Source organism: Microcystis sp. M44BS1, from assembly GCF_020244875.1.
Classification (GTDB): domain Bacteria; phylum Cyanobacteriota; class Cyanobacteriia; order Cyanobacteriales; family Microcystaceae; genus Microcystis; species Microcystis panniformis.
Window position 1 is genome coordinate 1 of the sequence record NZ_JADBVM010000033.1, and the last position, 13,202, is coordinate 13,202.

General features: G+C 41.0%; 13 protein-coding genes. 10 read left to right on the forward strand and 3 right to left on the reverse strand.

The window, feature by feature from the left end:
- The coding region (locus IM515_RS01790) for a putative dsRNA-binding protein (RefSeq protein WP_287629482.1) at window positions 1-261 on the forward strand (261 nt) is incomplete at its 5' end.
- A gap of 19 nt (window positions 262-280) precedes the next feature.
- Here the strand turns inward: IM515_RS01790 and IM515_RS01795 are convergent.
- A complete protein-coding gene (locus tag IM515_RS01795) occupies window positions 281-1,060 on the reverse strand; it encodes a Crp/Fnr family transcriptional regulator (RefSeq protein ID WP_287629483.1) in 780 nt (259 codons plus the stop codon).
- Window positions 1,061-1,230: 170 nt separating this feature from the next.
- Between IM515_RS01795 and IM515_RS01800 the strand changes: the two genes are divergently transcribed.
- From IM515_RS01800 to IM515_RS01830, 7 genes are all read left to right on the forward strand, one after another.
- Window positions 1,231-2,274, forward strand: a complete 1,044-nt coding sequence (locus tag IM515_RS01800; RefSeq protein ID WP_002789376.1) for a sulfate ABC transporter substrate-binding protein — start codon at window positions 1,231-1,233, stop codon at window positions 2,272-2,274.
- Between the two features lie 12 nt (window positions 2,275-2,286).
- On the forward strand, window positions 2,287-2,628 hold the full coding sequence (locus IM515_RS01805) for an NIL domain-containing protein (protein ID WP_002768372.1): 342 nt from the start codon (window positions 2,287-2,289) through the stop codon (window positions 2,626-2,628).
- Window positions 2,629-2,823: 195 nt separating this feature from the next.
- Complete coding sequence (gene cysT / locus IM515_RS01810; protein ID WP_002768373.1) at window positions 2,824-3,666, forward strand: sulfate ABC transporter permease subunit CysT; 843 nt, start codon at window positions 2,824-2,826, stop codon at window positions 3,664-3,666.
- A gap of 42 nt (window positions 3,667-3,708) precedes the next feature.
- Entirely contained in the window at window positions 3,709-4,551 is an 843-nt protein-coding gene (gene cysW / locus IM515_RS01815; protein ID WP_002768374.1) for a sulfate ABC transporter permease subunit CysW, read from the forward strand.
- 114 nt (window positions 4,552-4,665) lie between these two features.
- Window positions 4,666-5,706 (forward strand): sulfate/molybdate ABC transporter ATP-binding protein, encoded by a 1,041-nt coding sequence (locus IM515_RS01820; RefSeq protein ID WP_002768375.1) that lies wholly within the window; start codon window positions 4,666-4,668, stop codon window positions 5,704-5,706.
- Between the two features lie 246 nt (window positions 5,707-5,952).
- Complete coding sequence (locus IM515_RS01825; RefSeq protein WP_287629484.1) at window positions 5,953-7,140, forward strand: AAA family ATPase; 1,188 nt, start codon at window positions 5,953-5,955, stop codon at window positions 7,138-7,140.
- A gap of 24 nt (window positions 7,141-7,164) precedes the next feature.
- Window positions 7,165-7,776, forward strand: a complete 612-nt coding sequence (locus IM515_RS01830; protein ID WP_002768377.1) for a DUF4276 family protein — start codon at window positions 7,165-7,167, stop codon at window positions 7,774-7,776.
- 137 nt (window positions 7,777-7,913) lie between these two features.
- Here the strand turns inward: IM515_RS01830 and IM515_RS01835 are convergent, their stop codons facing one another.
- Window positions 7,914-10,550 (reverse strand): M1 family metallopeptidase, encoded by a 2,637-nt coding sequence (locus tag IM515_RS01835; protein WP_287629485.1) that lies wholly within the window; start codon window positions 10,548-10,550, stop codon window positions 7,914-7,916.
- Between the two features lie 4 nt (window positions 10,551-10,554).
- On the opposite strand from IM515_RS01835, the gene IM515_RS01840 reads away from it, so the two are divergent.
- Together IM515_RS01840 and IM515_RS01845 are read left to right on the forward strand one after the other, a co-directional pair.
- Window positions 10,555-10,992, forward strand: coding sequence for a DUF4079 domain-containing protein (locus IM515_RS01840; RefSeq protein ID WP_046660890.1), 438 nt, complete (start codon window positions 10,555-10,557; stop codon window positions 10,990-10,992).
- 102 nt (window positions 10,993-11,094) lie between these two features.
- Window positions 11,095-12,195 carry a CobW family GTP-binding protein gene (locus tag IM515_RS01845; RefSeq protein WP_002768379.1) on the forward strand — a complete coding sequence of 367 codons (1,101 nt, stop codon included), beginning with the start codon at window positions 11,095-11,097 and terminating at the stop codon, window positions 12,193-12,195.
- Between the two features lie 90 nt (window positions 12,196-12,285).
- On the opposite strand, the gene IM515_RS01850 is transcribed toward IM515_RS01845, so the two are convergent.
- Window positions 12,286-13,197 (reverse strand): metal ABC transporter solute-binding protein, Zn/Mn family, encoded by a 912-nt coding sequence (locus IM515_RS01850; protein WP_287629487.1) that lies wholly within the window; start codon window positions 13,195-13,197, stop codon window positions 12,286-12,288.
- Between the last annotated feature and the right edge of the window lie 5 nt (window positions 13,198-13,202).

Here is a 13,202-nt window from a genome sequence, read left to right on the forward strand (position 1 = left end):
GCCTCTCATTTAGTCTCTCAACAATCGGAATCGCCATCTTTTATCGATGCTAAAAATCTCTTTCAACAGTGGGCGCTGGCTAATTTCGCCTCTAATCCAGAATATGCGATCATCGATGTTACCGGACCGCCCCACGCTAGGGAATTTACCGCCGAAGTGCGGGTTAATAACCTTCTCTACGGTACAGGTAAAGGTAAACGGAAACAGGATGCCACCAAAGCGGCTGCCGAAGATGCCTTAAAGCGCTGTCAATTGCAATAATAAATAGGGCCAAACCTGCTTATCTTAGGGGCCACCAATTAACTTTATCTCTGGTGGCACTGTAAACTTCTTTTAACCCCTCGGCATCCAGTACCCGAATTAAATCCCCCGTCGATTCTGAGGCAATTAATCCCACGTTTTGCAATCCTTTTAATACCTGTTCGACGGTGCGTTGATTGAGTTGACAAGCGCGAGCAATCACATCGACGGATAAATCAAAAGTATAGATATTTTCGGCATCTGGTTGACTGCCTAATTCTCTTTCTTGATAGATTAAAGCTCTCAGTAAAGTGGCTACAGCTTGGGGTGGATAGCTACTACAATTAAGCAGATGATACTCGAATTTTTGCTGTAATTCAAATAAAAAACAGTACCGTTGACGAAAACTTTCGTTATCGTTGTAAATCTTTTCTAGGGACGATAAGGGAATTTTCAGGACGTGGGTAGTTTTATAGGATTCCACCAAACAGGGAAAGGCACGACTGGCTAAACCATAACTAAAGGGTAAACTCCTCATACCAAAACAGCCACCGGGGTAGGTAATGGCAATAATCCGGTCGAGGGGAGTGCTGCGGACGACGATTACACCCTCATCCAAAATCACATACAAAACATCTAGAAATTCATCGGGTAGAAAAGCCGTATAGACGGGACGATTGGAAAATAGCGTCTCTAACTTGAGATTGTCGGCATCGAGATACTGACTTAACCAAGCTTCCTCTAGTCCGCGAAAGAGAAAACTCTGGTTAATCAGTTGTTGTAGGAGGGTTGTTTTTTTGGCTTTGACGCTCTTGCCCATAGTCTCAAACCTAGATGTAGCACTGATTTTATCTTCTCACAGTTTCCCTTGTTATCGCCTTATTCCCAATTTGTTTTATAAATGTATTGAAATTTTATTTCCTGTGCTGTAAGATTAAAGCAGACCTGAAAACAGATACAACCTCAGAGTAAAGCTTAGGAGCGCCGCCGATGCCGTCATCCCAGTCTTGTTTATCCCTACTCATGGCAACTGTCCTGACGGGAGGAATGCTGGCATCTTGTACCTCATCCCCCACCAATAGCGGCAATGACAGCCAAAAACCCGTGACTGTGACGCTTGTTTCCTATGCTGTTACCCAAAGCGCCTACGAAAAAATCATTCCCAAATTTGTCGAGGAATGGCAACAAAAAACGGGGCAAAAAGTAACTTTTGAACAGAGTTATGGTGGTTCCGGTTCCCAAACTCGCGCCGTTATCGATGGTTTAGAAGCGGATGTGGTAGCGTTGGCTTTAGCTTTGGATACCAAGAAAATTGAGCAAGCGGGATTAATTCAACCCGGTTGGGAAAAAGAAGCTCCGAATGAATCTATTGTTCATAAATCTGTGGTGGCTTTTGTTCCTCGTGATGCCAATATTAAAATTAATCAATGGTCAGATTTAGCCAAGGATAATATTAAAGTTATTACCGCTAATCCCAAGACTTCTGGCGGAGCGCGCTGGAATTTTCTCGCTCTTTGGGGTTCGGTGACGCAAGCAGGAGGTAGTGAAGAAGCGGCGGAAACTTTTGTCGAAAAAGTGTTTAAAAATGCGCCAGTTTTACCTAGAGACGCTCGCGAATCTAGTGATGTGTTTTTTAAACAAGGCCAGGGAAATGTGCTAATTAATTACGAAAACGAGATGATTCTCGCTAATCAAAAAGGTGAGAAGTTAGCTTACATTGTTCCTACTGATTACAACATTTCTATTGATAATCCCGTGGCGGTTGTTGATGCCAATGTGGATAAAAAAGGTACGAGAAAAGTGGCCGAGGCTTTTGTGCAGTTTTTATTTACCCCAGAGGCACAGAGGGAATTTGCTCAGGTGGGTTTTCGTCCCGTTGAACCGACGATAGTTAAAGAGTTTGAGAGTAAATTTCCTCAGATAAAAAATCTCTTTACCGTGCAGGATTTAGGAGGTTGGGATCAGGTACAAAAACAATTCTTTGATAGTGGAGCCGTCTTCGATAAAATTTTGACTAAAGCTGGTAAATCTTAAAGGAGAAAAACCATGGACAATCAACCTCAATGGCAAACTATTAATCATCCCCAAAGTGACTTACATCTCGATCAATCTGGACTTGATCGCCCCACTTCCCGAAGAATAAAAATTCGCATTCCTAAACAATATATTAACGAGCCTATTATAGCACGTTTAGGTTCTTTTCCCGGTCTAAAAGTGAATATATTTTCCGCTTTGTTAGCTGCCAATAATAATCAAGATGGCTGGTTCGATCTACAACTACAAGGCAACTCCCAAGGGATAGAAAATGCCCTTTCCTATCTGGCAGATTTAGATGTAGAAGTTTGGTATGATTCAGCACAAGTTCTTGAAGAAGCGGACAATTGGTAATCTCTAATCGGCACCCCCCTTATCAAGGGGGATCCCCACCCCCCTGATCAAGGGGGGATTAAGGGGGGATCGGCACCCCCCTGATCAAGGGGGGCAGGGGGGATCGGCACCCCCCTGATCAAGGGGGGCAGGGGGGATCAAAGGCAAAATTTATCTTCTATTTAATTGGAACTACTTACTTAGCAATAATTAACAATGGCTAACCCACAATTATCTTTATCTCCCAGTCAACCCCTGAAAAAAGTTTCTATTCCTTGGGTAATTACCATTAGTTATCTAGTGGTTTTGTTGGTTTTACCGGCAGCGGCATTATTTGCTAAATCCCTAACTCTTGGTTTTGCCGAATTTTGGCGCATCGCCACTTTACCGATTTCTTTATCCGCTTACCAAGTCACTTTTTTTACTTCCTTAATCGCCGGATTAATTGACGGAGTTTTTGGCACTATTATCGCTTGGGTATTAGTGCGGTATCGATTCCCGGGTAAAAAAATTGTCGATGCTTGTGTAGATTTGCCCTTTGCTTTACCCACTTCTGTTGCTGGTTTAGTCCTAGCCACAGTTTACAGTGATAACGGTTGGATCGGTCAATTTTTTGCCCCCTTTGGCATTAAGATATCCTTTACCATTTTAGGGGTTTTTGTGGCGATGTTATTTATCGCTTTACCCTTCATTGTCCGCACCCTACAGCCGGTTTTACAGGAAATGGAAAAAGAAGTAGAAGAAGCGGCTTTATCTTTAGGTGCTTCCTCTTGGCAAATCTTTTGGCTAGTGATTTTTCCCACAATACTACCGGCTATTTTAACAGGAGTTGCCCTCGGTTTTGCCAGAGCGATCGGTGAATATGGTTCTGTAGTTATTATCTCCTCTAATATCCCCTTTAAGGATTTAATTGCCCCAGTTTTAATCTTCCAAAGACTAGAGGAATATGATTACACAGGGGCGACAGTAATCGGCATGGTTTTATTACTGGTTTCCCTACTGATGTTAGTAGTAATTAATTTCCTGCAGCAATGGGGGCAAAAATACAGAGTTAAGTAAAGAGTAAAAAAACATTAGAGTATGACTGGAGACAGATCAAAAATGCAGAATCCAAAAGCCTTAACTAAAACGAAAGAATGGGATTACAAACCCCTATTAATTATCGTCGCCCTTGTTTATCTTGCCTTCTTGCTTTTTATTCCAGCAGCGGCAGTATTTTACTATGCTTTTCGCAATGGATTCCAAGCTTTTTTAGAAGCGGCGGGAACTTCTGACTTTATCGAAGCGGTAAGATTAACAGTAATTATTGCCCTAATTACTGTACCCTTAAACACAATTTTTGGACTTTGTGCAGCCTGGGTAATTGCTCGCAATCAATTTCGTGGCAAAACGTTATTAATTAGTTTAATTGACTTACCTTTTGCCGTTTCTCCTGTGGTAGCGGGTTTAATGATTGTACTGCTCTATGGGCGCAATGGTTGGTTAGGTTCTTTTCTAGAATTTTTCGATATAAAAATACTTTTTGCTTTACCCGGAATGGTATTAGCAACTATATTTGTTACTATGCCTTTTGTCGCTAGAGAAGTTATCCCAGTCTTAGAAGAAATTGGCTTAGAACAAGAGGAAGCGGGGCGCACTTTAGGGGCAAATGATTGGCAGATTTTCTGGCGCGTAACTTTACCCAATATTCGTTGGGGATTGATGTACGGAGTGCTGTTAACTAATGCCCGGGCGATGGGAGAATTTGGGGCGGTTTCTGTGGTTTCTGGCAGTATTTTAGGCAGAACTGCCACCCTGCCAATTTTCGTAGAACAGGCTTATAAAAATTATCTCACTCCTGCCGCTTTTAGTGCGGCGGCTATTCTAGCTTTACTAGCGGGAGTTACTTTAATTATCAAAGAAATTCTCGAACGTAAAACCGCCCACAAAATTCACACTACATAACTACAAAAAACCTAAAAATTATGAGGGCGTTGGGTTTCATACTTCAACCCAACCTACGTTCATCTTATATTTAATTCCACCCACCTACTTACTTAACTACAATTAACCTAAAATATGAGTATTACCATCCAGCAAGTTTCTAAACGTTTCGGCAATTTTCAAGCTTTAGATAATATCAATTTAACCATTCCTGAAGGCAAATTAGTCGCCCTTCTTGGACCATCGGGATCGGGAAAATCCACCTTATTACGTTCGATTGCGGGATTAGAAACTCCCGACAGTGGCGCGATTATTATTAATGGACAAGATACCACTCATCTAGATCCTAGACGGAGAAATATCGGCTTTGTTTTCCAACATTATGCCCTATTTAAACATTTAACTGTCCGTCAAAATATTGCTTTTGGTCTAGAAATTCGCCAGCAAAAATCGCCAGTAATTAAGAAAAAAGTTGAGGAACTATTAGAATTAATTCAATTACAAGGATTAGGCGATCGCTATCCCGCCCAATTATCGGGAGGACAACGGCAGCGAGTAGCTTTAGCCCGCGCTTTAGCCATTCAACCGAATGTATTATTATTAGATGAACCCTTTGGAGCTTTAGATGCAAAAGTCAGAAAAGAATTAAGGGTATGGCTGAGAAATTTACACGAAGAAGTTCACGTTACCAGTGTTTTTGTTACCCACGATCAAGAGGAAGCAATGGAAGTAGCCGATACGATTGTCGTGATGAATCATGGTAGAATTGAACAGGTGGGTTCTCCCGCCGAAATTTACGATCATCCTGCCACACCTTTTGTGATGCAGTTTATTGGGGAAGTGAATATCTTACCTAATCTAGCAGGATTAGGTAATGGACATCATCCGGGGGATAATTCCACCGTTTTTATCCGTCCCCACGACCTAGAAATTATGCCCAATCAAGATGGGTTGAATAGTTGGGCAGTGGTAAAAAGAGTTATTCATTTAGGCTGGGAAATACAAGTAGAATTAATGTTAGCCGATGGGGAAATGGTGGTGGCTTATCTCAATCGTGAGGAGTACAAGCAATTACAGTTACAACCAGAACAAACGGTACATTTAAAACCAAGAAAAGCGACCTTACTCACTGATTTTGACAATCCAAGTGAGAAATTTATCGATTACTCAATTTAAAAACTCTGGGTTTATTAGAGAGTTTTTTATAAAATAAACCTTAAAGCCAAGTCAAGGCTGATTCTGGTCTGGACAAAGCAGATGATGGGGAAACTCAGGAAAGAGAAACGGGTGTATCTGATCACCCATTGGATTTGGTATTATAAGTAGAGATTACTAAAAATTGAGCAGTTTTTTCGGGGAACTGGGGAAATTAACAGCTAATCTGGGACAAGACGAGCTAAAAGCAGCAGAGAGCAACAATCAATGTCTAAAAACTCTATACCTCGAATCGAAAATCTGCGCGTGCAAAATTACCGAGCTTTACAGGACTTAGAATTAAAAAGCATTACTCCTTTAACCGTTTTTCTCGGTTCTAATGGGAGCGGAAAATCTACCATATTTGATGTCTTTGCTTTCCTCTCTGAATGTTTTACTGTTGGTTTAAGAAAAGCTTGGGACAGACGGGGAAGATTTAAAGAATTAAGAACTAGAGGACAAGAAGGTTACATCATTATCGAATTAAAATATAGAGAAACCAAAGACTCATCTTTAATTACCTATCATTTAGCTATTAATGAAGCTAACAATCGCCCTTATGTTGCCGAAGAATGGTTACAGTGGAGACAAGGAGCGAAGGGTAAACCTTATCGCTTTTTAGACTTTAAAGAAGGGGAAGGAATAGTGATTAGTGGAGAAAATCCCAAACCAAAAGATAAACGAATTTCTGAACGATTAGACTCCCCGGAATTTTTAGCTGTTAGTACCCTGGGACAATTGGCCAAACATCCCCGGGTTAGTGCTTTGCGTCGTTTTGTCACAAGTTGGTATCTTTCCTACTTAACCGCAGATAATACTCGCACTCAACCAGAAGCAGGAGCGCAAGAAAGATTATCCCCAACTGGTGACAATTTACCTAATGTTATTCAATATTTAAAAGAAGATCATCCTCAACGATTAGAATCTATTTTACAAACCCTTTCTCGTCGAATTCCTAGATTAGAAAAAGTAGAAGCATCTATTATGCCGAATGGACAGCTTTTACTTCAGATTAAAGACGCACCTTTTCAAGAGCCAATTCTTGCCAAATTTGCCTCCGATGGCACTTTAAAAATGTTGGCTTATTTAACTATTTTATATGATCCAAGCCCGCCGCAATTACTGGGAATAGAAGAACCAGAAAATCATCTTCATCCCCGTTTATTACCTGCATTAGCAGAAGAATGTCGGGCAGCGACCGCAAGTACACAATTAATGGTAACAACTCATTCTCCCTTTTTTGTAGATGGTTTGAAACCAGAAGAAGTTTGGGTACTTTATCGAGATGAAAATGGTTTTACTCAAGCTAAACGTACTTCAGCAATGCAAGGAGTTAAGGAATTTATTCAAAATGGTGCTTTGTTGGGTCAATTATGGATGGAGGACTATTTTGATGTGGGTAATCCTAGCATTTAAATTTAATAGCAAAGGAGGGAAAAAGTGCATCTTGAATTTTTAGTCGAAGAATTTTCTACCCAAGAATGTTTAAATCAAATTTTACCTAAAATATTATTTGAGAATGTCACCTATAAAATTCATGCCTTTCGAGGTAAATCCGATTTAATCAAAAAGCTACCGGAGCGATTAAAAGGCTATCAATGCTGGATACCCGATGATTATCGAATCATTATTCTTGTAGATAGAGACAATGAAGATTGTCAAATGCTCAAAGAAAAGTTAGAAAATATTGCCCAACAAACAGGAATGATAACCAAAACGATTAGTGAAGATAAAAAAACATTTCAGGTGTTAAATAGAATTGCTATAGAAGAACTAGAAGCTTGGTTTTTTGGTGATATTCAGGCTATAGTCTCAGCCTATCCCAAAGTTTCTACTAATGTGGGACAGCAAGCAAAATACAGAAAACCCGATGAAATTACGGGCGGAACTTGGGAAAACTTAGAAAAGATACTTCAAAAAGCTGGGTATCATCGAGGAGGTTTAGAAAAAGTGAAAGCAGCCAGAGAAATTTCTCAATTTATGACTCCTGCTCATAATTGTTCTCCTAGTTTTCAGATTTTTTATCAAGGTTTATTGGCGATGATTAGCTAAGGATGTTTAGGAAAGTCAATGATAAAACTTCTAGGTTACTGTCAAGGATAAATTAATTTTTAACTGTTGAATAAATTGTTGCATAATTGTTCAAAATTCGGTGTTTATATTGACTGATAACTGATAACTCAGGTTAACTAACTATTTTTCGCCTCTAATTTGGTCAAACGACTTTTAAGTTCCTGATTTTCCTGTTTCATTTTTTCTAATTCCTCGCGAATTTCCTGAATTGCTTTGTCGGAACCTAATTTTTTCTGGACTTTTTGTACTGCTTCCTCGGCTACACGACGCACGCGACCATCGGGAGTTCGATCGCTCAAAGCTTGTAAAATAGCAATAGCTTTGGTATTTTCTATCTGTCCTAAAGCGTTACACAGTGCCACCTGCGTCAAGAAAAAAGTTTCCTTGGCAATGGTTTCTAAACGTTCCAAAATTACGGTTAATTTATCCGTTGTTTGTCCCGAAGAAATCGCTCCCAGGGCGCGGATAGCGGCTAATCTCAGGGGTTGAGGTGTGCCTAAAGCCGTGTAGGTCAAAATTGACTCCAAAGCCGCCGGCGAGGTTTTTAACTGGCTTAAACCCCCAATCGCGCCCGCTCTTACTACCTCATTCCACCCCTTTCTTGACTGTAAAATGTGATTGAGCAGGTCAATAATTTCCCCTTCTTTATTTTGCAATTGTCCCACGGCCATGGAGCCTAATCCTCGCGCCGTGGCCGCTTCCACATAATAACTAGCATCTCCAGCTTCTAATCGGGATTTAAGCGCGTTATAACTATCTAAGGTTTTAATTTCACTTAATCCCTCGACAATTGCCCGACGTACTTGCGCTTTTTCGTCGTTTAAACCTTTAATTAAAGCAGTAACTGCCTGATCTAAACCAAGAGTTGCTAACTGTTTGGCCACCTCCACACGCACACCCCAAAAAGGCTCATTTTCTAGGGATGTCCCTAAAGCTTCGATCGCTTCTAAACCGCCTTTTTTAGCAATGGCCGTCGCTGCATAGATACGGGAAATCGGGTCGGGATCCTGTTGTAATTGCGCTTTTAATTCGGCGATGGGATACTCAAGAGTGACGGTTTTGAGGAAATTATTACCCCGATCGAACTTGACAAAATCGGGCTTTTGTGCTAGGGGAAAATAGAAACTTTGTTCTTTTTGGTGAATCCGGAGATTGTAGGTAAGATCCTCAGAGTTGAGATAGGCAAAAGCGACGGGAATTTTCAAGTCGAATAGTTCCTTTTCATCCTGAGTTTGGGTGACGGTTAATTGGGCTAAATTATTCTCATTATCCCAACTGTAGGCCACCTTATAATCGGGATGACCACCGCGATAAACGTACTGATCAAAGAGGAATAATAAATTGTAGCCGGTCGCTTTTTCAATCGCCCGTAATAAGTCCACAGTTTCTACGGTTTTATGGGCATTATCCCGCACAAAAGTATGAATCGCTTTTTCAAATAAATCTTCCCCTAAAATAGAGCGGATCATCTGATAAACACAAGCACCTTTTTCGTAGAGATGACGATCATAAAGTTCGATCGCTTCTCGATAAACATGAGTAACAATCGGACGACGATAGCGGGAAGTATCTTCTTCTAAATAACTTCTTGCTTCCCCTAATAAATAATAACTAGCAGCAGCTTTTCCGTATTCCGATTCTGTCCATAAAACCTCAGAATAGGAGGCCATTCCCTCTTTAATCCAAGCGTGAGACCAGTGTTTAATTACCACTAAATCACCGAACCATTGATGAGCTAATTCATGGGCAACTAAGCTTTCTGTCCAAGTATGATCGATGCTGGCTCTTTGATCAATTAAACAGCGATCGGTTAAAATTGTGGTGGAAGTATTTTCCATTCCACCAAAGATAAAATCATCTACGCAAACTTGCGCGTATTTAGGATAGGGATAGGGATAACCAAACTTTTGGCTAAAAAACTCGATCATGCGGGGAGTTTTACCCATACTTCTTTGTCCCTCTTCTTCCCGTCCTTTTTCCACATAATAAGTAACAGGAACACCATTCCATGAGTCGCATAATTCGGCAAAATCTCCCACCGCAAGAGTCATTAAATAGGTAGGATGAATTTGCTTTTGTGACCAGTGATAAATTCTGTCCTCACCCACGAGTTCCACTGAGATTAATTCCCCGTTAGAAATAGCCATATAGGGTTGGGGAATTTTAACCCGAATTTCGGAAGTGGCCAATTGGCCAGGGTAATCAAAACAGGGAAACCAAAAGCGAGAATCTTCATCTTCTCCCTGGGTCCAAACTTGCATCGGTTTGTCGGGATAATATTCATCGGGGCCGATAAAATATAATCCCCGTTGTGGTTGATTAACCTGATAGTTAATCGTCAGGATAATCGGTTTATCGCTGGTGGGTTGTAGCAGATGAATGGTCAGCAGAGAACGATCATAGTCAAAGGGTTGACTGATACCTTCAATGAACACAGAATTAATATTTAAATCCACCGCATCCAGAGTTAAACTGCTAATTCCCTGACGAATGGGGGTGAGGGTAATCTGACAGCTGCCCTGAAAACTTTGTCGGGGAATATCAATAATTAAATCGAGAAAAATATGATTAACTTGTCCGGGTCGATCGGGGTTATAATGGGGTTTAGCCCCAGGTAACTCAAAGGGTTGACGCTGATTATTTTCCGTGTCGATGGTGAGATGAGACATATTAGCCCTAACTTGCTGATTTTTGTCCGGTAAACTTAAATTAACACGATCGGTCGTCCCTTTCCTTGCTAACAATAATCCCACCCCTATGAATCTCCCCTCCTTTCTCTGGTTATGGAAAATTGCCGCTTGGTCGATGGGATTTGCCCTCTTTGCCTATTTTTTACTAGCGGTTTCGGGGGTAAACATGGGTTATCGACGACTTGCGGGCCAATCTCGACCAAAATGGTTAAGATCCTTTCATCTCCTCAGCGGCCTGATCATGGTTGCTTTGGTCTTAATTCTGCTGGGAATCGGATTAGTGGGAACAATCGGTCATTATGGCAGTTTAGGTCACTCTTCCCACCTGATAGCGGGTTTATCGGTGGTTTTTCTGGTTTTTGTTTCGGCAATTAGCGGCCTGAACATTACAACCCGTCCACCTCTAGCGCGGTCTCTCCACATCGGCACTAATCTTTTATTGTTTCTGGGTTTTCTTTTTGTTACCCTAACAGGATGGGATGTGGTGCAAAAATATCTACAATAAAAATAGTCGGCGATCGAGTGGAGACTGTTCGATCGAGAAAAACTAGCCATCTCATCCCGAAAAATCGCTTTTTAGTGACAGAATACTCACCCCCAAATCATTATGCAAACCGTCGAATCACAAGCTATTAACACGATGTCAGTGCCAAAAAAAGGGCTACCAGTAACAATTATTACTGGTTTTCTTGGTAGTGGTAAGACTACTCTCCTCAATCATATTCTCAGCAATCAACAGGGATTAAAAACTGCTGTTCTTGTCAATGAATTTGGCGAAATCGGTATCGATAATGAACTGATCATCAGCAGTGATGACAGCATGGTAGAATTAAATAATGGCTGTATTTGCTGCACGATTAACGAGGATTTAATTCAAGCAGTTTATAAAGTTCTCGAACGTCCCGAAAAAATCGATTATTTAGTCGTAGAAACCACGGGATTAGCCGATCCTTTACCAGTAGCTTTAACCTTTTTAGGAACGGAATTACGGGAAATGACTCGTTTAGATTCCATTGTCACTATGGTGGATTGTGCCAATTTTAGTCTCGATTTATTCAACTCGCAAGCGGCCTTAAGTCAAATCACCTACGGTGATATTATTGTTCTCAATAAAACCGATCTAGTGGATGAAGGGGATGTGGATTCTTTAGAAATAAGAATCCGGGACATGAAGCAAGGAGCGAGAATTCTTCGCACTAGCAAAAGTCAGGTTCCTTTACCCTTAATTCTCAGCGTCGGACTATTTGAATCGGATAAATATTTCGACACAGAAGAAGAACACCACGACCATCATCACCACGATCACGATCACGACCATTGCGATCATGATCACGATCATCATCACCACGATCATGATCATGATCATCACGACCATTCCAATCATTTAGAGGTAGATGGATTTACTTCTATTTCCTTTGCTAGTGACCAACCTTTTTCGATTCGGAAGTTCCAATATTTCCTCGATAATCAGTTACCGGAAAGCGTTTTCCGCGCTAAGGGTATTCTCTGGTTTGATGAAAGTCCTAAACGTCATATTTTTCACCTCAGTGGCAAACGTTTTACTCTCGAAGATGACGAATGGAAAGGTACTCCCAAAAATCAGCTAGTTCTTATCGGTCAAAATCTCGATCATGAAACTCTAAAAGAACAGATTAACAATTGTCTCATTTTACCTGCTGTCAATCGCGGTAAAGGATTTGGGAAATAGATAACCATCTCTTGCGGGGGTGTTAGCCTAGGGTAACACACCCCCATCACCTAAATTCCCCACTTCCCCACTTCCCCCAATTATTTATTTTTATTCGGGTACTTTTCCTCCTAAAGATTCCACGATCGATCGAGTATTTTCTTTCAGCATTTTTACATAACTATCCCCCCCAGTACCCACCGCGCCGATCGAATCAGAATATAATTGTTGTGGTGCTAATTTCACCCCCGCTTCTTCGGCTACAGTGGTAATTAAAGCGGGATTAATAGTGGTCTCGGCAAAGATAGCAGCAACCTTGAGATTTTTAATAGCATCGGCTAAATTTTTCACCGTTTGGGCGCTTGGTTGTTCTTCGGTACTAATGCCAATTAAAGTTCCCGCTACTTTTAAACCGTAGGCATGAGCATAATACTGAAAAGCGTCATGAGTGGTGACTAATTGTCTTTGGGAAGGGGGGATAGTTTCAATAGCCGTAGTAATCCAGCGATCAAGATTTTCTAATTCCCTGATTAATTGGGCGGCATTTTCAGTAAAAATCTCTTTATCTTCGGGACTTAATTCAATCAATTGATCTCGGATTTTTTCCACCATGATTATGCCATTTTTCGCCGAACCCCAAACGTGGGGATCGGGGACTTTCTGCCCCTCTTTTTCTAGTTGTAACGGCTTGATTGCTTCTCCCACAGCCACTTTTTTAGCTTTAATTCCCGTAGAATTGATCATTTTAATTAACCCCGGTTCGAGATTATAACCGTTATAGAGAATTAAATCGGCTTTTTCTAAAGCCACACTATCGGCGGGAACCGGTTCATAAACGTGGGGATCATCCCCTGGTTTTAAAATGTCTTGATGGTCAATTTCTTCACCGCCTACTCGTGCGGTTAAATCGGCGATAATTGTGCTAGTGGAGATTACCTTGGGTTTTTGGCTATCGGTGGTATTAACCGAGGCATGACAAGCAACCAATCCCAAAAATAAACAGGATAAAATTAGTTTTTTCATCGAGA